This is a genomic window from Membranihabitans maritimus, from assembly GCF_021729145.1.
Taxonomy (GTDB): Bacteria; Bacteroidota; Bacteroidia; order Chitinophagales; family Saprospiraceae; genus Membranihabitans; species Membranihabitans maritimus.
Genome location: NZ_JAJSLW010000012.1, coordinates 64,066 through 86,771, shown reverse-complemented (window position 1 = coordinate 86,771; position 22,706 = coordinate 64,066). Strand labels below are relative to the sequence as shown.

General features: G+C 39.3%; 13 protein-coding genes. 11 read left to right on the top strand and 2 right to left on the bottom strand.

Annotated features, from left to right (window positions below; translation table 11 throughout):
* The first annotated feature begins 315 nt into the window (after positions 1–315).
* The 4 genes from LVD47_RS15210 (at position 316) to LVD47_RS15195 (ending at position 5,504) form a co-directional block, all read left to right on the top strand.
* Positions 316–2,277 carry a ComEC/Rec2 family competence protein gene (locus LVD47_RS15210; RefSeq protein ID WP_236978376.1) on the top strand — a complete coding sequence of 654 codons (1,962 nt, stop codon included), beginning with the start codon at positions 316–318 and terminating at the stop codon, positions 2,275–2,277.
* Positions 2,278–2,279: 2 nt separating this feature from the next.
* A complete protein-coding gene (locus tag LVD47_RS15205) occupies positions 2,280–2,945 on the top strand; it encodes a ComEA family DNA-binding protein (protein ID WP_236978374.1) in 666 nt (221 codons plus the stop codon).
* Positions 2,946–2,971: 26 nt separating this feature from the next.
* Positions 2,972–4,753: an ABC transporter ATP-binding protein gene (locus LVD47_RS15200; RefSeq protein ID WP_236978373.1), complete on the top strand. Its 1,782-nt coding sequence runs from the start codon at positions 2,972–2,974 to the stop codon at positions 4,751–4,753.
* Positions 4,754–5,120: 367 nt separating this feature from the next.
* A complete protein-coding gene (locus LVD47_RS15195; RefSeq protein ID WP_236978369.1) occupies positions 5,121–5,504 on the top strand; it encodes a DUF3276 family protein in 384 nt (127 codons plus the stop codon).
* Between the two features lie 181 nt (positions 5,505–5,685).
* Here the strand turns inward: LVD47_RS15195 and LVD47_RS15190 are convergent, their stop codons facing one another.
* Together LVD47_RS15190 and LVD47_RS15185 are read right to left on the bottom strand one after the other, a co-directional pair.
* The gene (locus tag LVD47_RS15190; protein ID WP_236978368.1) at positions 5,686–7,038 is read right to left on the bottom strand and encodes a sensor histidine kinase; all 1,353 of its coding nucleotides are present in this window, start codon (positions 7,036–7,038) and stop codon (positions 5,686–5,688) included.
* Positions 7,031–8,404, bottom strand: a complete 1,374-nt coding sequence (locus LVD47_RS15185) for a sigma-54-dependent transcriptional regulator (protein WP_236978362.1) — start codon at positions 8,402–8,404, stop codon at positions 7,031–7,033. The genes LVD47_RS15190 and LVD47_RS15185 overlap by 8 nt, the downstream gene beginning before the upstream one ends.
* A gap of 490 nt (positions 8,405–8,894) precedes the next feature.
* On the opposite strand from LVD47_RS15185, the gene LVD47_RS15180 reads away from it, so the two are divergent.
* From LVD47_RS15180 to LVD47_RS15150, 7 genes are all read left to right on the top strand, one after another.
* On the top strand, positions 8,895–10,241 hold the full coding sequence (locus tag LVD47_RS15180; RefSeq protein ID WP_236978360.1) for a TolC family protein: 1,347 nt from the start codon (positions 8,895–8,897) through the stop codon (positions 10,239–10,241).
* Positions 10,242–10,640: 399 nt separating this feature from the next.
* A complete protein-coding gene (locus LVD47_RS15175) occupies positions 10,641–11,891 on the top strand; it encodes an efflux RND transporter periplasmic adaptor subunit (RefSeq protein ID WP_236978359.1) in 1,251 nt (416 codons plus the stop codon).
* A gap of 304 nt (positions 11,892–12,195) precedes the next feature.
* Positions 12,196–12,891: an ABC transporter ATP-binding protein gene (locus LVD47_RS15170; RefSeq protein WP_236978358.1), complete on the top strand. Its 696-nt coding sequence runs from the start codon at positions 12,196–12,198 to the stop codon at positions 12,889–12,891.
* Positions 12,892–12,913: 22 nt separating this feature from the next.
* Positions 12,914–15,349, top strand: a complete 2,436-nt coding sequence (locus tag LVD47_RS15165; RefSeq protein ID WP_236978356.1) for an ABC transporter permease — start codon at positions 12,914–12,916, stop codon at positions 15,347–15,349.
* 54 nt (positions 15,350–15,403) lie between these two features.
* Positions 15,404–17,761 (top strand): ABC transporter permease, encoded by a 2,358-nt coding sequence (locus LVD47_RS15160; protein ID WP_236978354.1) that lies wholly within the window; start codon positions 15,404–15,406, stop codon positions 17,759–17,761.
* Positions 17,762–17,772: 11 nt separating this feature from the next.
* Positions 17,773–20,241 carry an ABC transporter permease gene (locus LVD47_RS15155; protein WP_236978353.1) on the top strand — a complete coding sequence of 823 codons (2,469 nt, stop codon included), beginning with the start codon at positions 17,773–17,775 and terminating at the stop codon, positions 20,239–20,241.
* A 12-nt stretch (positions 20,242–20,253) separates the two neighbouring features.
* Positions 20,254–22,680, top strand: coding sequence for an ABC transporter permease (locus LVD47_RS15150; protein ID WP_236978352.1), 2,427 nt, complete (start codon positions 20,254–20,256; stop codon positions 22,678–22,680).
* The last annotated feature ends 26 nt before the right edge of the window (positions 22,681–22,706 follow it).

Here is a 22,706-nt window from a genome sequence, read left to right as displayed (position 1 = left end):
AAAATGGTTATAGTTGAAAAAATTAATAAAAACCTGAAAATATTATCAAATGGTCAAATTACAAAATATTACTCCATAAAAAATATGGTTATTTATTGTGAAATTGCTAATTCAAACTAGCAAATTAATAGAAATATTCATTAAAAATGCCAATTGACCTACCGTTTTAAAAATGTTATTTGGCCGTACATCGTTCGTCTTCATCCTTATTTTAACAAAAAATTTACACTCTCTCCCCAATTAAAAGTCAAAGATTATTTCATTTAAACAAATATTAACTATATTAATACAACTTATTAAAATCAAATACTTGTCGTGAAGACCAACACCAAACATTATCATTTAGTTTTGTTTGGAATCCTATTGATGGTTGGAATTATTTTAGAACGATATTTTTCAGATAATCAATATAAAATTGCGTTTGGATACTACATTATTGTCGGACTTTCAAATATCATAGCAATATGCATTTCATTTCTAAAGCAGAGATGTAATATATTTACAATCCTCTGTGGGGTTTTATTCCTGTACCTTGGTTTTATAGCTTCACATTTGGAGTCCCGCCAATTCCAGGAAAGCAATAGTATCCTAAAAAATAATCATACCGTATCCGGAAAAATCTATCTACTGAGAGATTATGGAGACTTCAAACAATTATTGATAAAATCTACTCTACCCAAAAACATTCACCCTACAGTTCTAGTAAATGTTTTCAATGGGAATACAGATTTTTATGAAGGGCAATTCGTTACAATTTTTCAACCTCCGGCAACCATACCATCCCCTAAAAATCCCTTTGAATTTAACGCCAAAAGTTACTGGAGAAGATACAAGGTAAGCTATCAGGTTGATGTAAACAACTCATCCTCAATAGAGATATCTCCAAGACCTAAGGTTAATTTACTTCAAAAAAGCAACGCCTGGATCGCTGATTATCTAGATTTTCAATACCATGAAACCTCAAAAGCCGGCTTACTTAAAGCACTTATTCTAGGAGATAAGACCGACGTTTCTGAACGTGACAAAAACAACTTCAAAACTATTGGTGCATTGCACATCCTTGCAGTTTCAGGCCTCCATGTGGGTATCATTTCATATCTCTTCTATATACTGTGTGCTCCCATTTATCTAATCTTCAAAAACAAGAAAATAATCTTCCTGCTCACAGGATTGGCCATTTGGTTTTATGCTTTCCTAACGGGAATGAAAATTCCCATAGTGAGAGCATCCATTGTCGTCACGTTATTTTTAGTTTCAAAAATACTCGAACGAAAAACCTCATCATGGATTCTCCTTTCCTGGGCGGCAATCACCGTCCTCTTGTGGCAACCAAAAGACCTTTTCACCGTCAGCTTCCAACTTTCTTTTGCAGCAGTAGCATCAATTATAACCTTCCAAAAACCGATTTCCAAATCGATTTCCAAATTTACAGGGAAAAACAAACTTACCAATTTAATTGCCGTGTCTATGGCTGCACAAATTGGTACCTGGCCCATCCTTTTATGGCACTTCCATCAATTTTCTTACTTGAGCTTACTATCCAGTCTTGTAATTATTCCACTGCTTTTCCCTTTATTAATGACTACTTTACTGGGCCTATTTTTTTCACAAATAGCAATTTCTTTTGGAGCCCCTTTTGTTACAGGAAGTTCTGCTATCATCGATATCATTCAATTCCTTTCTTCCCAGCTAGCCCCTTTTGGTAACCCAAATCACTATATTGTTTTCAGACCTGAAATGATCGCCTTAATAAGTGGGATCATTATCATATCGGGGATATCCCTGAATTTTCGTTTCTCAATATATCGGTTTGTCCCAATATTACTTTCCCTGGGTATCTTGCTGGAAATCATCAATACGTATACCAAACGCAATCAAACCGTAGTAAATGTTTATCACGGCACCAATCCTGTTGTAGACATTTACAAAAATGGGATCTGCTTTACAAATCAAATTGAAATTAGCGAGCCTTATTTAGGGAAAAACAGGTCGAAATTTAAAATTTCAAAAACGAAGTCATTACCAATGAAAAAACAAGATTCGACATTGGTCAAAGGAGCATCCCAATTTTATAAATACTCACATAAAAATTTTTCCGTCTTTATTTTGGACATACAAAAGGAGCTAAAACCGATAAGGGTAAACAACGATAAAAATTCCAAATTCATACTTACCGGAAAAACATACTTACTAAAAGATCGTAACAAATTTTCAGGAGATTCAACCATAATCTGGAACACTTTTACAAAAGGGTTTTACCGAAAAAAAATCCAATAATCATGATTTCAAAAAATTCTTCTTTCCAATATTTAATAACAATTGCCATTTCTATTCTTATGTGGATATTTTTTTTAATTATCCAACAAAAAGCCTGGGTTATTGATTCTTCTATAACTGACTCCATCAATTACATTTCAACAGATACTTCGGAAAATACAGCTGATTCCAACAATGTCGTTATTCCTGCCAGGAAGATACCTTCTGTATTACACACTCCTTCAAGAACCAAACCAAAGCACCAACAAACCAAGGATACAATTAAAATAAACCAGGCAGACTCTATTGAATGGCAAAAATTGTATGGAATCGGCCCGTATAGAGCGGGAAGAATTCTAAATTTCAGGGAAGCCCTGGGAGGATTTGTTTCTATAGATCAAGTCAATGAAACCTATGGACTCCCGGATTCTGTTTTCCAGGAAATTAAAAATCAGTTACAGTTAGTTCGAAAAGAAGTTACGCCAATTTACATCAATTTCATTTCATATGACTCTTTATACAAACATCCCTATGTTACAAAACAAATGTCGTACTTCATTATGAAATATAGATCTCAAAATAAAAACATCAACGACTTTAGCGAACTGAAAGAAATAATTCTAAAAAAGGATCATCAAAGATTACAAAAAGTTAAACCATATTTGAATTTCCGTATTTATAAGGATTGATTATATATATTTGAAAAAAAATAGACTTGAAAGACTTAAAAAGCTTAAATAAATACCTTTGGCGTTACCGTGGACGACTGACTCTTGGATTTATTTTTGTTGCTCTCTCTAATGCATTTGCCGTCCTTCAGCCCAGAATGATTAGTCAGGCTCTTGATCTGGTATTACAAGACATAAAGTCTATTGAAATGGCCGAAGGTTTTGAATCTCAAGCTTTGATTAGCTCAAATCTTTCTTCCAGTTTACTTTCATATGGTCTATTGGTTATAGGATTTGCACTTTTGATGGGTATATTCATGTATTTTACGAGACAAACTATCATAGTTGTATCCCGTCTCATTGAATATGACCTGCGAAAAGACATATACGACCACTATTCCAAATTATCTCAAAATTTCTATAGAAAATCAAAAATTGGTGATTTAATGAACCGGATTATGGAAGATGTATCCAAAGTCCGGATGTATTTGGGACCGGCTATTCTGTATGGAATAAATCTTACTACATTAACCGTTCTCGTAGTAAGTTTTATGGTAAGCGTAAGTAGTGAATTAAGCTTATACACACTGATTCCATTACCTCTTTTATCAGTTTCTATCTATTATGTAAGCAGTATAGTTCACAAAAGAAGCACAAAAATCCAACAACAACTTTCCTTGTTAACCAGTCTGGCACAGGAAGTTTATTCCGGCATCAGGGTAGTTAAATCCTTTGTAAAGGGCAAACAAATGGGAAACTACTTTACTGATCAATGTGACGATTATAAAAGCAAATCAATGGAATTAGTAAAAGTAAATGCTTTCTTCTTCCCACTGATGATGCTTATAATTGGGATTAGCACCATTTTTGTTATTTATTTTGGTGGTTTACAAATAAATAAAGGCAATATTTCAGCCGGAACACTTGTAGAATTTATTATCTACGTAAACATGCTTACCTGGCCTGTCACATCCATTGGCTGGATTGCCTCAATTGTTCAACAGGCAGCTGCATCCCAAAGGAGAATTGATGAATTTTTCAATCAAAAGCCACAAATACTAAATGGCAATATTACTGATTTCGAATTCGAAGAATCTATCGAATTTAAAAACGTATCTTTTGTATATCCTGATACTGGAATTAAAGCCCTCGAAAACATTTCTTTTACTATTAAAAAAGGAGACAGAATTGCAATTATTGGCAAGACAGGATCGGGAAAGACCACCATTGCTGAGATCATTCTAAGAACTTTTGACCCTTCGGAAGGAGAAGTTCTCATTGATGGAAAACCACTAGAATCCCTTGATCTTTTGCATTGGCGTACCCTGATCGGTTATGTACCTCAAGATAATTTTTTATTTTCAGATACTATTGAGAACAATATTAAGTTTGGCCAAAATGATGCTACCCTTGATGAAGTCATGGAAGCTGCTACCAAAGCTTCAATCCATAAAGAAATTGCCGAATTACCCTCAGCATACCAAACAGCTGTTGGTGAACGCGGCGTTACCCTTTCAGGAGGTCAAAAACAAAGGACCTCAATTGCCCGGGCCATCATAAAGGACCCGGAAATCATTATTCTTGATGATGCTCTAAGCGCAGTAGATGCCAATACGGAGCAGGTAGTAACTAATTATCTTGACCAGGATCTGAAAGGAAAAACGGTATTTAATATTACACATCGAATAAACCCCAATTCAGAATACGATCAAATAATTATTCTCCAAAAAGGTCATATATCAGCAATAGGAAAACACGAGGTCCTCTACCATTCAAATAGTTTTTATAAACATTTAATTGACCATGCAGCACTAGAAAATCTCGAATAAGAAAGGGGAATGAGGCAGGGGGAATCCTAAAGATAAACCTACCATAACATCTATTAATGGCAAAAATGAAATTCCTAACCTTTTCATTGGTCAGACTAAATATCCTCTATTTAGAATATCTTCAAAAATGCACCCCGTAAATCCGAAAATAATGGCTAGAATAAAATACTGAAAATTTTCTCTTTTCGAAACTATTAATTCAAAAACTTCTGTTTTTACTAAAGAAGCCCAATTAGGGAGACAATTTACAAAACACTAAATAGGTTAGACAGAAAAGTTTTCGCATAAATATTAAAATTTATTTTTTTTATTAGTAATTATTTTAGTTTTGCATAATTGATTATTGAATTTTAAATGAATAAGAGAAGTGGAAAACGGAAAATCAAATCGCTTTGACAGTGTGTATTCAGAAAAAGTAAGAGCAGGAAGAAGGCGAACGTATTTTTTTGATGTCAAGCAAACAAAAGGAGACGATTACTATATCACCATGACAGAGAGTACACGAAGGTCAAGTGGTGACGGTTATAATAGGCATAAAATTTTCTTGTATAAAGAAGATTTTAATCGGTTTATTGAAAGTCTCGAAAATACGATCAACCACATTAAGACGGAATTAATGCCCAATTATGATTATGAGGAGTTTGATCGTAGAAATGCAGAATGGGAAGCCACTAACCAGGATGAAGATGGGTCAGATGAGGTGACTTCAAATTCAAGTATTTCCAGTGACGAGGGTGATATGGAATGGTAGGGTTTATTTGATATCGTGGCTAATAGATTTAATCTTTTGTATTTTTCATGCCTTAACGCTTGAAGATGCCCGTACAAATATGCCATTGAATGTATTATTTTATAAGGTTGTATGTTGTCATAAAATACCTGGTAGGTATTGAATTCTAATAGTTTGTTCCTGTTGGACAGATTGGAACTCCTTAAAACTCCAACCGGAAAACAGTTTCACTATAAGGTATCGACCGGATCAAATTTAGGTTTCCTCCATGCATTTGCATGATTTTCCTGGAAAGACTAAGACCTATTCCCGTACCCTTCTGCTTTGTAGTAAAGAATGGGACAAATATTTGATCCCGGACTTCCTGTGACATTCCGGGACCATTATCTATTACATCTATATATTTTTTTCCGGTATCTTCAATCCTGAAAGTTATTTGTAAAACCCCTTCTTTAGTCTCTTGCATCGCCTGCAGTGCATTCTTACTCAGATTGACTAAAATTTGGGTAATTTGCTTTTCATCGGCGAAAATTTCTGCATCCTGTTGGGGCTTTTGAATGTTAAGGGTAACACCAATGCCCTTTTCTTGCTCCACTAATACCGCTACTTTGTTAAACAACTTTGCAATATTTGTAATCTTTTTATCGGGTTCGGGAATATTAAGAAAATTACGGTAAGATTGTACGAAACTCATTAAATCGTTCCCTTGTGACCTGATCACTTCCAATCCTCGAACCGTATTTAATATTTGTTCCTTACTGATAGCATCCATCACCAAATCCCCATTGCTTTCCTTTTTAAAATAATGCACTAAAGTATCTGATAGAGAAGCAATTGGAGTAATTGTATTCATTATTTCATGAGTGAGGACTCGAATCAATTTAATCCATGAATCAGTTTCTTTATACTCAAGTTCACTATTGATATCCTGGATGGTAACTAACGTTAATACATCATCCCGCAACGAAATCCGAGAAAACTCCATGACCAATTGAATCGTTTCCCTTTCATTCGAAAACTTAAATAAGTTACGGCGATCACTTGCACCTTTCGAAAACAAATCATATAAGCCTGGTGCTGCCCGTTCCAATTGTCTGATATGATGAAGGGGATGACAATTCAAGAGTCTTCCTGCCGCAGGATTAACTACCCGAATGTGACCTTTTTGATTAAAGATTACAATCCCTGTATTCAATTGGTCCAATATTTTCTGATGATATTTTTCCTGCTCCTCATTTCGCATAAATGTCTCGCGAATCCGTTGATTAAATTCATTGATCTTACGATGTAATTCCCTTACGGATTCCGGAGCATTTTCTTCGTCGAAGCGAACTGAGAAATCCTCATTATTAATAGATTCGAAAAAGAAAGCCATTCTCTTATTTGTCCGATTCAAATATTTTATTAGCCCGAAGACCTGAACAACAAGGACAATCATAGGAATTATAAAATACAACCGTCCAAAAGCAAACCATAAATAAGCTGTAGCAATGCTAAAAATCGTAATAAAAGAAATACGGAACACTAGCTGTAAGTGAAATTGTTTACTAGCCATTTTTTTTCATTTTATGCACTTTATTGTACAACGTTTGCCTACTCACTCCCAACTGTTCTGCCGCAGCTGTAAAATTCCCATCATATCTTTCCAATGCTTGTTGAATCATCACTAATTCCATTTCCTCCAGCGACAGGGAGAATAAATCCTTTTCCTTCGGCTGGGTCGTCGATTGCATTAAAAAATCACCAGTATGTAATATATCCCCCTCGCTCAAAATGACCGCCCGCTCAATTGTATGCCTTAATTCTCTTATATTTCCCGGCCAGGTATGGCCTCTCAATTTTTCAATTACATTAGGAGCCATTCTCAACCCATGCTTTCCGTATTTTCGAGAAAAATTTTGCAGGAAAAAATCTGCCAGTATTTCTATATCACCCTCCCGTTCGCGCAAAGGAGGAACTTTGATCTGAATTGTATTCAATCGATAAAGTAAATCTTCCCGAAACTTACCATCTTGCACCATTCCCTGTAAATCACTATTGGTAGCACTTATCAACCGGATATCTACCGGAATAATCTTGTTAGCACCTACCCGGACAATGGACCGGTTCTGGATTGCAGAAAGCAATTTTGCCTGCATAGGCAAAGAAAGGTTGCCAATTTCATCCAGGAAAAGACTTCCTCCGTCAGCAGTTTCAAACTTTCCGGCCCTATCCACTTTAGCATCTGTAAAAGCACCTTTAACATGACCGAATAATTCACTTTCAAACAAATTCTCCGAAATCGATCCCATATCTACATTGATAAAAACTTCCTGACTCCGTAAGGACATTCTGTGCAATTCCCGTGCTATTAATTCTTTACCCGTTCCGTTTTCCCCTGTAATCAATACATTGACATCTGTTTTCGCAACCTTCCGAGTTAACTTTAACACCTCGTTCAAAGCTGGTGATTTCCCAATAATAATATTCTTGTGGAGATTAATTTCCTGCTTTAAATTATTTTGTTTTTTATTTAATGAATCAATCTCATTCTTCGATTTTTTAATAAGCCATGCCGATTTCACCGTATTTAAAAGCTTCTCATTCTTCCAGGGTTTGAGAATAAAATCCTCAGCTCCTTCTTTTAGGGCTTTAACAGCCAATTCAATAGTACCATAGGCTGTCATCATAATAACGGAAATTTGAGGAGCACGCTTCTTAACCTCTTTCAACCAGAATAATCCTTCATTTCCAGAATTGACCCCGGCAGAAAAATTCATATCAAGCAAGATAATATCCACACCTTTCAGACCAGCAAAAGACGTGAGCTCATGGGGTGTCCGAATGGTTTTGACCGAGCGATATTCCAACTGCAAGAGAATTTCCAGGGCAGAAAGAACATTTTTATTGTCATCAACTACTAAGATATTGGCTTCTTTCATGTTACAAATATTAGGTCCTGAGGAGACAGGCAATCGCATTAATTTATCTTTTCAACAAACATTACCCTCAACCAGAATGATCTGTATCAGGGGTAAGCTATGCCCCAGAGTGCAGAGCATCTCTATTTATACAAACATCCTCCCGATACCCATCTCCCAGGGGGACAGGATGTTTGTAAATACAAGCAATCACCACCACACTACTAATCGTCCCAAAGGGCCAAAATGTTTGTAAACCTTATATTGTCCCCGTAAAGCATGTCCCGATTACAGCAAAAGGAAGTACACCAATATAGCTTGTACCATTCCAAAATAAAGAATTTCTCAATTCCCATCATAGCACCTGTCAAAAATATGGACACTTTGGGTCTAATTATTTTACATAATATTTATACAATTTCATTTCAAAAAAACATAATATACTGATAAACAGATAATTGAAATTATGGCATATAAGTAGTAATACATATTGGCATACGAATAGTAAATTATGAAAACTGCCATCAAAACATTACTTATATATCTTCTGGGAAGCTATACATTAACGTTCGGCCAACAAACCTGGACATTGGATCAATGTATTGACTACGCTCTGGCCAATAACCTAACAGTGCAAGACCTGAATCTAAGAGCTAATGCCCGAAAAGAGTCCTATTCTCAATCCTATCGTGAGTTTTTACCTTCCCTGCGCGGTCAATCCAATTACAACATCCAATACGGGCGTTCCGTAGATCCCAATACAAATGCTATAATAGGCACGAATTTTTTTTCAAATAATTATTCTATCAACGCCTCTGCTGATATCTTTCGGGGTTTTCAGAGGTCCAATAACATCAAGGCAACAAAATTTTTATTAGAAGCTGCCAAAGAAGATATTATTCAAGAAGAGTACTTCCTTGCCTTTCGGGTAATGACTGCCTTTTATGATGTACTATTTTTTGAGGAACAATTGAAAATATCAACAGAACAAGTGGATATATCACGTAACCAATACAAGTTCATCCAAAGACAAATCGAATTAGGGCTGAAGGCAGGTACAGATTTGTATGAAGCCAAGGCAGTACTGATTGCAGACCAATTGGTCCTTACACAAAACGAAAATAATCTGCAAGCGGCAGAATTAGCACTCATTCAGGAAATGAATCTTCAAAATGCTACGGAAATTGAGATAAGAAACATTTCCTCGGAACCTTTGCAAATACGAAAAGAACAAGAAATACATCCCGATTCCATTTACCGGACCGCTCTTTCATTTATGCCAGGTATCGAGGCTCAACGGTTACGAATCCGGGCTGAAGAAAAATACCTGGAAATTACGAAAGGAAGACTTTACCCATCGATTTCATTATCAGCTGGTTATGGCACGGGGTTTTATGAAACCCGCCTGAACGCATCGGGTGAAATAATACCTTTTGGAAATCAAATCCGTGACAACGCCAATTTATTTGTAGGATTATCGCTAGGCATCGCTATCATAGATCGATGGCGCATTCGCTCGGATATAAATCAACAGAAGATCTTAATTAGTCAATCTGTCAATGAAAATAAAATTCGAAAACTAGAACTGCAAAAAACAATAAATCAATTAATACAGGACTATGAGGCGAGCCAATCCGAATATACACAAACGAATCAAAGTGAAACTGCCAGAAAATTGGCTTTTGAAGTAGCCCAAAAAAAATATGAAAAAGGTCTGATCAGTATCATCGAACTGAACCGGGCTAAAAACCAATATGCCATGTCACAAAATGAAAATCTTCAAATCAAACTAAGACTTAAAGTACAGAAAAAAACCCTGGACTTTTACCGGGGCAAACCAACGTTTAATATACAATGAAAAGCTCACTATTATGATATCGATAATATAAAGAAATTCTGAAATCAGAGATCAAAATATCCTCCGGAGTTTTCTACTCTTCTTATGTAAGTAATTCCTGATCTTATCTTAGGATGCCAAATTCCGGAGGTTTATTAAATTCTTAAAAAATGAAATACCAGTGGTAAAAACAAAGCCTTCCCAAGTTGAATTGCCGGTCTTCCCATACCGGGACATTTTCCCAAGCGAGTTAGTGGGTAATCATTCAATTCCCGGAAGGCCTTATTTTGTCAAAAATCGAAATTTAAAAGTACAAATTATTGAAAATTATACGAGAAAAAGATACGCCATAATAAGATGAATAACCGTTCATCAAAACCAACAATGACGCTGAGAGTAATTGATTAAAGAAATGATACAATGGATATAGAAATAAAGAAAAAAAGAGGATTAAAGAAAAAGCATATAGGTTATATTGCCATTGCAGTATTTGCGGCACTAACTGTGTGGGCCCTGGTGTTTTCCAATTCTGAATCCGTATTCCGTACGGAAAAAGACAAATTGGTCATTGCTGAAGTAACGAAAGGTGAATTTGATGATTACATTACCATCAACGGGACGGTTGCTCCCATAGCCACCATCTATATGGATGCCTATGAAGGAGGTCGGGTTTCGGAAAAACTCATTGAAGAAGGGGCTATGGTCAGTAAAGGCGATATTATTTTAAAACTCGAAAACCAAAACCTTTACGAACAAATTCTGGCTAGTGAAAGTAATCTTGCCCTTAAAGAAAATGACTTGAGAAGTACCCGGCTCAATTTTGATGCCCGGGAAATACAGGCACGTAAAGAATTGGTCAAAGCAGAATATGACCTTAAGCGCTTCAAACGGAATTTTGAGCAAAACAAATCATTGTTTGCGGATAAACTGATTCCCAAAGAAGAATACCTGATCACAAAAGAAGATTATGAATTAGGCCAAAAACAGTATGACATTCTCAAACAACAAACCAAACAGGACGCCGAATTGCGAAAAACTATGCTCACAGACCTGGAAACCGATTTGGCCCGAATGAGACAAACATTGACTATGGTCTACCAGCGGATCGACCATCTCAATGTGCGGGCACCAGCAGATGGTCAATTGGGATTTCTCGATGCCGAAATAGGACAACGCATCAACCAGGGCGAACGAATCGGGCAAATAAATATCCTGACTGATTTCAAAATTGAAGCACTTATCGACGAACACTATATCGATCGGGTAAGACAAAATCTTACTGCTGATCTCGATCGCAATGGCAACCATTTTCCTCTGCGGTTACGAAAGGTATATCCGGAAGTAAGAGATGGCCGATTTCGAGTAGACCTGGTCTTTACAGAAAATAAACCAGAGACTATACGTGCCGGCCAAAATTACAATCTCCGTCTTCAATTAGGGGAATCCCAGGAAGCTTTGCTTCTTTCACGGGGAGGTTTTTATCAAAGTACAGGTGGTCAATACGTTTATGTATTGGATGATACCGGAGAAACCGCTGAAAAAAGGAATGTACGAATCGGAAAACAGAATTCGCAGTATTACGAAGTATTGGAAGGACTCAATGCCGGGGAAAAAGTAATCACTTCCAGTTATGATAATTTCGGCAATGCTGAAAAAATTGTATTGAAATGAATAGTTCGAAGACCGAAGCCGGGAGCCGAAAGTTGGTAAATTCAGTATAACCGAAAATAAATTGAAGTGAAATAGGAACAAAAATCAAATAAACCATTTAGACACGTGAGACACTCAGGTAAACTGAGAAAATACTCTTTTTACACCTTTGTGAAGTTAGTGCCTTATGGTGAAAAAAGTGCCACGAATGCCTGCCGGCCGCAGGCGGCACAAAGACACGAAATCCCACGAAAAAAGGGGGTATGCTTTTTCGTGAATTCGTGATTTAGTGGCAATAAAATGAAACACACATAAAATATAATGTATGATTAAGACAACCAATCTATGTAAAAGTTTCCGAACCGAAGAAGTGGAAACCCTGGCCCTGAACAAAGTCAGTCTCCATGTCCGCGAAAATGAATTCGTCGCCATCATGGGACCTTCGGGGTGCGGCAAATCCACACTATTGAATATCCTCGGTCTGCTTGACCGGCCGACCTCCGGATCCTATGTATTTGCCGGGCACGAAGTAGCTAAATTTACAGAATCCCAACGAACCAGGATCCGGAAAGGGAATCTGGGGTTCGTCTTCCAGAGTTTCAACCTGATCGATACCCTCACCGTCTTCGAGAATGTAGAACTCCCCCTACTCTATCTGAAAGTCCCCAAATCCGAACGCAAAGATCGGGTCATGGAAGCCCTGGGACGTATGAAGATAGGCCACCGGGCCAAACACTTTCCCCAGCAGCTCTCCGGAGGACAACAGCAACGGGTAGCCATCGCCCGCGCCGTGATTCCCAATCCCAAACTGATCCTCGCCGATGAGCCGACCGGAAACCTCGATTCTAAAAATGGTAACGAAGTGATGAACCTGCTAACAGAGCTCTATCAGGAAGGAGCTACCATTCTTATGGTTACCCACTCCGATCACGATGCACAATTCGCGCACCGCATTGTAAACTTATTCGACGGTCAAATCGTAACAGAAAGCGTAAACAGGGAGATGACAACAAGGGAGTAGAAAAATATCAAAACGTAATATCATGATTAAACACTATATAAAAATCGCCTGGCGGAATTTATCGACAAACAAGTTTTACTCTCTAATTAATATAGGCGGACTCGCCATCGGTCTGGCCACATGTTTAATGATTCTGCTCTATGTGTTTAAAGAACTCTCCTACGATAAACATTTTAAAAATCATGATCAAATATATCGACTGGTATTAGAAAAAGAAGTAAACGGGGAATGGACCCGGGAGCTTTACTTTCCTACCGGTCTTCCTTATGCCCTGAAAAGTGAATTCCCCGAAATCAAAAGCGCCACAAGAATTAATAGTTTTGGTCTTAAATACTTCAAGATTCAAGGCGAATACGTCAAACTTGATCAACTTAGAGTAGACAAAAGCTTTTTTGAAATCTTTTCCATATCCCTGATCCGGGGTAATACGGATGAATCCGCCTCCGGGATGATTATGGCGGTCATCAGCCGACACATAGCGGAATTGTATTTTCCGGACGAGGATCCCATCGGACAAATTATTTATCAAAAACCTGCACCATGGCCTACTCCTCCCCTGAAAGTGACTGGAATTATTGAAAACATTCCTTCCAACACTCATTTCAAAGCTGATATCATAGAATTCAGCGAAGAAAATGAATTTTCCTTTGATGCCTGGCCGCAAAACGGTGGTACACGTATGTTTCATCAATACATTGAATTAACGAAAAATACAAGATGGGAGGATATTAGCCGAAAGATGCCGTCCATTTATAAAAAATATAACTTTCCAAAAGAAATTCGACTCTCCTTTCAACCGGTCACAGATATCCATCTTTATTCCGATTTCCCTCAGGACCTGGAGCCGGGAGGGGATATCCGCTACATTTATATTTTTTCAATAGTAGCTATATTGCTTTTACTCATCGCAGGTATCAACTACATTAACCTGACAACAGCCAAATCAATGAAACGGTCCAGGGAAGCAGGTATTTGCAAAACGATCGGAGCATCCCGGTCGCAATTACTGACCCAATTTATAGGAGAATCCCTGTTTTTTGTCTTTTTCGCATTACTGATCGCCCTACTTATGGTTCCTATGGCTATTCCGTTTTTCAATTCCCTGTACGACAAATCCATCGTATTCCATTCTTTATTCCAGCCGGGTGTCATAACTGGTATAGGGTTACTACTTACGGTACTTGTCTTGTCCTCCTGCCTGTATCCCGCCCTATTCCTTTCATCTCAAAAGCCGACCCGGGTATTAAAGGGAATACTTCCTTCGTCTCCGTTCAACTTCAACCTGCGAAAAATCCTTGTAATCGTTCAGTTTTCCATCTCCGGAGCACTGATCGCGTGTACATTTATTATTTTTTGGCAAATCTCTTATATCAGTAATAAGAAATTGGGATATAATAAAGAACAAGTCCTGATGATCCGCCCCAACAATATGCGCGAACAGGGAAAAAGCTTTAAACAGGAATTGCTTCGTCATCCGGGAATTATGAAAGCAGGAACCAGTAGCTGGTCCCCGGAAAATCCATATTCATCTTACACTACAGTTTCGGATCCAAAAGAGACAGGAAAGGAATTCCGATTTTCTTTTAACGAAGTAGATCCAGACTTTATGCCCGCATTGGATATGGAACTAGTAAAGGGGCGGTTCTTTTCCGAAGAATTTCCGGCCGATTTCCAGGGAATCGATTTCGGGTCCAACCGGATCGAATTCTCCGACGAGAATATGGCACTCCAGAAGACGCGTTCCATTATCCTGAATGAAACCGCCATAAATGCCCTAAACTTACAGAAGCCTTATATTAATCAGGTTCTATCTCACAAGGGACTCTCCGGAAAAATAATCGGGGTCATCAAAGATTTTAATACCGTTTCCCTGCATCAAAAGGTTCCACCAATGGCTTTTTATGCATGGAAAAACCCGAACCGGGCAACGGTCTACCTGCGCCTCGTCCCACAAAATATAAAAGAGGCCCTGTCTTATATCGAAATCAAATGGAAAAAATTTTTCCCGAACCAACCCTTTGAATTCAGTTTTCTGGACGAAACACTTGATCAACTGTATGTTTCCGAAAAAAGGCTCGTACGGCTATTTGGGATTTTCGCGATCCTCGCGATTGGTATTTCCTGTCTCGGCCTTTTTGCTTTAGCAGCTTTTACCGCCGAACAACGCACCAAAGAAATCGGCATACGAAAGGTTCTCGGCGCTTCAGTAGCCAACGTGGTTGCCCTGCTGTCCAAAGACTTTATCCGCCTGGTATTGATCGCTATTGTCATCGCCACACCCATCGCCTGGTATGCCATGAACCTGTGGCTACAGGGATTCGCTTACCGGATCGAGCTGCAATGGTGGATGTTTGTCGGCGCGGGACTGGTAGCAGTTGTGATCGCTATGGTGACTGTCAGCGGGCAATCCGTGAGGGCGGCCATGGCGGATCCGGTTGCCAGTCTCCACTCTGAATGATCATTAACTGTCAAAAGCAGTGTAAAAAATGAATAAAATAAAAATTCGATAATCATGATAAAGCACTATCTCATACTTTTCCTCCGCAATATCAAAAAAGACAAAAGTACTTTTCTGATCAATCTTCTCGGATTGTCAACAGGCCTGGCATGCGTACTACTTATTTACCTATGGGTCAATGAGGAACTGGTTATGGACAAATTCCATAAGAATCATGACAGGATATACCAGGTAATTGAACATCTTGACTTTTCTGACGGTATTCAGACCTATTTGGAAACTTCCGGCCCAATGGCCGAATTCCTTGCCGAAGAAATGCCTGAAGTGGAATATGCTACTTCGACCATCCCTCCTGAATGGTTTGGGGAGCACCTCCTTTCTGTTGGAAATAACACCCTGAAAGCCGTAGGCCAACTCGTCAGTAAGGATTATTTCAAAATTTTTTCTTACGAATTGATCCGGGGAGACAAAACCGAAGCGATGACTGACCCTAATTCCATTGTTTTATCCCGGAAATTAGCTAATTCTTTATTTGGCTCTATCGAAAATGTCATAGGTAAACTGGTAGAATTTGAACAAAACAGGCAATTCCGAGTTTCAGGAATTTTCGAAAATGTCCCCTCACATTCAACGGTCCAATTTGATTTTGCATTGTCTACTGAAGCCTCCAAAGAAATTCCACCCTGGACCTCATTACAAACCTGGAATAGTAGTGGTCCCAAAGTATATATATTAGTCAAGGAAGGGGCGAACATTCCAAATTTGACGACCAAAATTGAAAAAGTCCGTAAAAACAGAGATGAAAATACGATCCGGACTGCTACATTAGCTCCATTTGCACAACTGTACCTTCACGGAAAATATGAAAATGGCAAATTGACCGGTGGCAGAATACAGTATGTGAAATTATTCTCTGTCATTGCTATGATCATTCTCATCATTGCCTGTATTAACTTCATGAATTTATCGACAGCCCGTGCTTCCCAGCGTTTACAAGAGATCGGTGTCAAAAAAGCAATCGGAGCCCAAAGAAATTCCTTCATATTTCAGTTTATCAACGAATCCGTACTCATGGCCTTTGTAGCATTGATTTTGGCTACAGTATTGGTATGGCTGTTTCTTCCCCGGTTCAATACCATAGTGGATAAACAATTGACATTGACTCTTGATATGCCTTTTTATATAACAGCCACCTCCATTGTCATCCTCACAGGGATCCTGGCCGGTATTTACCCTGCCCTTTATCTTTCAAAATTCAATGCATTAACGATTCTACGGGAAAAAATAAGAAGTACATCCAGTGAATCCTGGACAAGAAAAGGATTGGTAGTTATCCAGTTTTCACTATCCATCCTATTTATCATATCGGTAGTAGTAGTGTATAAACAAATTGAATTTATTCAAAATCAAAATATGGGTTACGAACAGGATCAAATCGTAAAAGTCAATATCGAAGGAACCCTTAAAGACCGGTTGCAGACCTTTATATCCGAAGCCAAAAAGTTACCGGGGATAGAAAATGCATCGAGTACAACGCATACCATGGTCGGTCAGAATTGGAGCGGCACGTTGGATTGGGAAGGAAAAGATCCGAAGAATAATACCCAGTTCCAAATCTTTGGTGTAGACTACGGCTATATCGAAACGATGGGAATGGAGATAATCGCAGGTCATGGTTTTAGCCGGGAATTCGGAGCCGACAGCGCGGGAATCATCTTCAATGAAACAGCAATCCGGACTATGGGAATAGAGGATCCGATCGGCAAAACGGTAGAAAACGGCCGGGCTAAAATAATCGGCATCGTAAAAGATTTTCATTTCAAATCCCTTCATGACAATGCCGAACCCATATTCATGGTCCTGATGCCCGAAGCCGTAAAATATGTCATGGTGAGGATCGAAGCCGGAAAGGAACGTGACGCTTTGGAAGCATTGCGTACTTTTTACGAGGATTTTAATCCCGATTACCCCTTTGAATTCGAATTTCTGAATGAAAATTTCCAGGCACAGTATGCATCGGAACAACGAGTGGCTACCCTCTCCAGGTATTTTGCAGGGCTTGCCATACTTATTTCCTGCCTTGGTCTCTTTGGACTGGCTGCACATACCGCTCGTCAGCGCACCAAAGAAATTGGCATCCGGAAAGTGCTCGGTGCTTCCGTTGGGAACGTAGTAGCACTATTATCCAAAGACTTTATTCGCCTGGTATTGATCGCTATAGTTATCGCCACACCCATCGCCTGGTATGCCATGAACCGATGGCTTCAGGGATTTGCATACCGGATCGATTTGCAGTGGTGGATACTTGCCGCAGCAGGACTAGTAGCAGTAGTGATTGCTATGATTACCGTCAGTGGACAATCACTGCGAGCGGCGATGGCTGACCCGGTGAAAAGTTTACGAACAGAATAAAACAATTTGACATGCTACAATACCATTTAAAAATCGCACTCCGTTTCTTCTTGAGGAACAAGGTATTCACCCTAATTAACATATCCGGTTTGGCCCTGGGGATAACGGCTTTTCTATTATTGACCCGCTATGTTTCCTTTGAAAAAAGTTACGATCAAAATTTGGAAAATGCTTTCAGAGTCACTTTGGAATCCAACTACGGCGAGGATTTTTTTGCCACTTCCGCCGCCAACCATCCGGCCGTTGGTCCGGCCATGGTCAATGAATTTCCGGAAGTGGAGCAGATGGCACGTATCGTCGACACCAAATTAATGAATGTCCGGGGCATATTATCTTATGAGACCGATAATGGTGCACGGGCTCTTTCAAATCTTAAGGACTACAATTTCTATTTTGCCGACGGTATTCTATTGGACATCTTTAATATTCCACTACTGCAAGGCGACCCAAAGACGGCCCTGGATGATCCATACGATTTGATAATATCCGCTCGTATGGCAAAACAGATTTTTGGCAATCAAGATCCTGTTGGTAAGACTTTGACAATCAATAGTGATCATGAAATCACGGTTACCGGTGTATTTCAGGATCTGCCCCAAAACACACACCTGAATTTTGACATATTGATGTCTTTGTCCAGTCTTGATTTTCCTCTTGAGACCATTTGGGTTTGGCCGGAATTTTATACTTATATATCCTTAAAGCCTGGGACGAATCCTGAGTCTCTGGCCTCGAAGATGTCTGCATTTGTTGACATCCACATGAACGAGATTATGACCGAACACGGTTTCAAAGCCCGTATGGGCTTGCAACCTGTTCACGAAATTCACCTAACTTCTCACCTGAGCAAAGAAATGTCTCCCAGTGCCAACAAGGGATCATTGCATTTTTTGATGATCATTGCCCTGTTTGTCATTGGTATTGCCCAGATCAATTTTATAAATCTCTCCACATCCAAATCACTTGAAAGAGCCAGAGAGGTCGGCATCAAAAAAGTAGTAGGGGCGAAACGCTACACCTTGATTTATCAATTTCTTTGCGAATCCCTGATTTTAAATTTTGTTGGGGTTGCCCTTTCCCTTGTATTAATCTCTTTGGCAATAAAACCGTTCAATAATCTGGCCGGAGCGGAAATTCTCTCTTTGTCCATTTGGTTACAACCCGGTTTTTGGATTGTAATTATCACTATATTTCTGGGCGGCGGATTATTGGCCGGGCTTTATCCTGCGTTTGTATTGTCAGGATACAAACCCATAACGGTCCTAAAGGGAAAATTTCATAAAACCATTCAAGGAGCCAATATGAGAAAGGCACTTGTCATTACCCAATTCGCCATTGCCTTAGCCCTCATCTCCGGAACGTATATTGTGTACAAACAGCTATATTTTATGCAAAATAAAGAATTGGGATTCCAGGCGGACCAAAACCTGGTCTTGAATGCGCCCATAGATGTAGACTCGAATGTGCTCCAAAAAATCAAAGTCTTTAAGGAAGAAATTTCACGAAACCCCTTTATTAATTCTACGACTCAAAGTACGGATATCCCCGGCAAACCCTTGTCCACCGTGGACGCCATTCGAAATCTGGGAGAAGAAAAAACCAATAGCGTACCTTTGAAATTTATGTCCGTAGACCACGATTTTCTAAAAACATACAAAATCGAATTGGTTGCAGGTGAAGACTTTTCCGAAGAGGATCAAAGTACATTCTTTCCGCTTATAGAGAATGGCGATCCGAGAATACACCCTGTGATCATTAATCGATCTACGGCCAAAGCATTGGGGTATGCCGATCCTGTGGAAATCATTCATAAGAAAATAATATTTAAATATGGCCCCGCCGATCGCATCGGAGATGTCATCGGCGTTATGGCGGATTACCATCATCAGTCCCTGCAAATGGGATATGAGAACATTATGTTTATATATCCGGACGACTATTCCTCCAACTATTTGACGATCAATATAGATGGTCATCAAATACAACCCGCCATCAATGCAATTAAAAACGAGTACAAAAAACTTTTCCCCCACGATCCTTTTAACTATTTCTTTTTGGATATGTATTTCAATCAACAATACAACGCCGAATTGAAACTGGGTTTTATTTGCTTACTATTTTCCGGTCTTGCCATTTTCATTGCAGCCCTTGGGCTTTTTGGTATTGGATCCCATATGGCGTTGGAGAAGATAAAAGAAATTAGTATAAGAAAAGTAATGGGCGCATCAACGGCTCAGGTCTTGCTGATAATTCCCAAAAAATTATTGGTGCTGATACTGCTCTCCGGAGTACTGATCATCCCTGTTGTTTACTTTTTGGCAAGGAATTGGTTGAATGGGTTTGCCTTTCATACCCCTATGAATATGTGGATGTTCATACTACCCTTGCTATTGGTAATGGCCATTGCTTTATTGTCCATATTATCTCAATCGATAAAAACTACCTATGTAAATCCGGCGGATTCTTTAAGAAATGATTAAAAATAAAAAACCATGCTAAAGACCCATCTTAAAATGGCCTGGCAGAACCTTTGGAAAAACAGGTTCTATTCCACCATAAATATTGTGGGCATGACGGTGGCCATTACCTGTTTGCTTCTCGCGGTAATGTATTGGGATGAAGAACACGGTTATGATGATTTTCATACCAATAATCCAAACCTGTACCGCATCACCACAAATTTAGTGGAGCACAAAGGAGCCATTGTCCAAACCGTAGGGACAACGGGGCAGATACAGGGACGGGCATTTAAAGAAGCCGTCCCCGAAATAAGAAAATTTACCCGGGTAATGGGTGGTGGAATTTCCAGCGAGGTCTCTACCGCTGAGAAAACCCTGCTTTTAAATACACTTTTTGTAGATACCAGTTTCTTTGAGGTCTTTACTTTCCCTTTGGTACACGGTACTGCTCTCACAGCATTAAAAGATGTGAACGGAGCGGTGCTTTCCGCAAGTACCGCCATGCGACTTTTCAACTCCACCGATGTGGTTGGCAGGGTATTGCGTATGGAATCCGACCCTTCGTACCAACGATTAGAAAAACCCCTGGTAGTTTCAGCAATAGCCAAAGATCCTCCGAAGAACTCTTCCATTCAATTTGACATTTTGCTTCCGTTTGAATTTTTAGAGCTTGCCTTTACCGACACCAATTGGTTGAATACCTACCTGGGCACATTCGTGGTTTTGGAACCTGCTTCAAATCGGGAAAGGATAGAGCAGCAATTCAATCGTGTGTTTGCCACTCATGCCAGGGACCAGGTGGAACAGAACATCGCCCGATACGGATTTGATTCCAAAATCAATTATGGATTACAGAATATTTCGGACGTGCATTTGGAACCCCTTTTAAGCGGTAATGACTTTAATGGAGAATCGGGAATTGTAGACACCAGTACCCCCATATATTCCATCGCATTTCTAGTTATTGCTTTGCTTATTTTGATCCTGGCGAGCATCAATTTCATCAATATTACCATTGCCACCGCCCTGAACAGGGCAAAGGAAATAGGGATCAGAAAAATATCAGGAAGTAATAAAATCCAGATTATTTTTCAATTCCTTTTGGAGTCGGGATTACTTTGCGGTATTTCATTTTTACTTTCCCTTTTGGCCATAAGGCAATTGATCCCGATATTCAATTCCCTGACGGCAAAGCAATTTGCATTCGAACAATTTTTCAATATAGAAATGGGAGGCTATTTGTTATTGATTTTCGGATCGGTCATATTGATCACGGGCCTTTATCCGGCTTTTGTACTTTCCAGGTTTCAGCCGTCTGAAGTATTATACAACAAACTCAAACAAATCGGCCAAAATGTTGTCGGACGCGGGTTGATCGTCTTTCAATTTTCCCTGGGAATATTCTTACTCATCGTCGCCATTGTATTTCACTCACAAATGGATTATGTACGCACCAAAGATCTGGGGTATAACCCCGCACAAATTATTACCACAAGGATTTCGGGAAACAGGGATTACGCTGCTATCGGGAATGTACTGAAGGACGAATTATCCAGAGAACCGGCTATAATGTCCATCTCTTATATTCGCAATCAATCCTCGGGCGGGGTCATGGTCAATAATAAACGAATAGAATCTTCATTTAAAAGTGTTGATGACAACTATTTGCCCGATGTTGAAATCCCTTTACTCGTGGGACGAAATTTTTCTCCGGATTTTGCAACCGACCTAACAAATTCAGTGATCGTCAACGAAACTTTTGTGAATGCAAGTAATTTATCAGACCCTGTGGGAAAATCGATAGAATTGATTGAATATGAAGGCAAACCTACGAAAACAATAATCGGGGTGGTGAAAGATTTTCACTTCGGGTCACTCAGGGAGTCCATTAAACCCATGGTCATTTCTATGGCACAAGTTCCGTATGGGGATATTTTGATCAAATTTCAAAAATCAAAACAACGGGAAGCTATTAATGAATTGGAAATGGTATACAAAGCTATAATGCCCAATGCAGTATTCAAGTACGACTTTCTGGATGAGTTGAATGCAAAACAATACAGACAGGAGTTGCGGTGGCAAAAACTGGTAGATATCGCCACCCTACTTGCGATCATTATCTGTTGCATCGGCCTGTTGGGCATGGTCCATCTGTCGATAAACCAACGCATTAAGGAAATCGGCATTCGCAAGCTCCTAGGTGCTTCCGTCACCAGCATAGTCGCTTTACTTTCCAAAGACTTTATTCGCCTGGTATTGATCGCTATAGTTATCGCCACACCCATCGCCTGGTATGCCATGAACCGATGGCTTCAGGGATTTGCATACCGGATCGATTTGCAGTGGTGGATATTTGCCGCAGCAGGAGTAGTAGCAGTAGTGATCGCTATGATTACCGTCAGTGGACAATCACTGCGAGCGGCGATGGCGGACCCGGTGAATTCACTAAGGAATGAGTGATTCCTAATACTTATTAAAAATCAATT

Excerpts from the sequence above, each read along its gene's own strand:
- LVD47_RS15205 (WP_236978374.1), top strand. The coding sequence starts at position 2,280 with ATGATTTCAAAAAATTCTTCTTTCCAATATTTAATAACAATTGCCATT.
- LVD47_RS15185 (WP_236978362.1), bottom strand. The coding sequence starts at position 8,404 with ATGAAAGAAGCCAATATCTTAGTAGTTGATGACAATAAAAATGTTCTT.
- LVD47_RS15165 (WP_236978356.1), top strand. The coding sequence starts at position 12,914 with ATGATTAAACACTATATAAAAATCGCCTGGCGGAATTTATCGACAAAC.
- LVD47_RS15180 (WP_236978360.1), top strand. The coding sequence starts at position 8,895 with ATGAAAACTGCCATCAAAACATTACTTATATATCTTCTGGGAAGCTAT.
- LVD47_RS15190 (WP_236978368.1), bottom strand. The coding sequence starts at position 7,038 with ATGGCTAGTAAACAATTTCACTTACAGCTAGTGTTCCGTATTTCTTTT.
- LVD47_RS15150 (WP_236978352.1), top strand. The coding sequence starts at position 20,254 with ATGCTAAAGACCCATCTTAAAATGGCCTGGCAGAACCTTTGGAAAAAC.
- LVD47_RS15155 (WP_236978353.1), top strand. The coding sequence starts at position 17,773 with ATGCTACAATACCATTTAAAAATCGCACTCCGTTTCTTCTTGAGGAAC.
- LVD47_RS15175 (WP_236978359.1), top strand. The coding sequence starts at position 10,641 with ATGGATATAGAAATAAAGAAAAAAAGAGGATTAAAGAAAAAGCATATA.
- LVD47_RS15170 (WP_236978358.1), top strand. The coding sequence starts at position 12,196 with ATGATTAAGACAACCAATCTATGTAAAAGTTTCCGAACCGAAGAAGTG.
- LVD47_RS15160 (WP_236978354.1), top strand. The coding sequence starts at position 15,404 with ATGATAAAGCACTATCTCATACTTTTCCTCCGCAATATCAAAAAAGAC.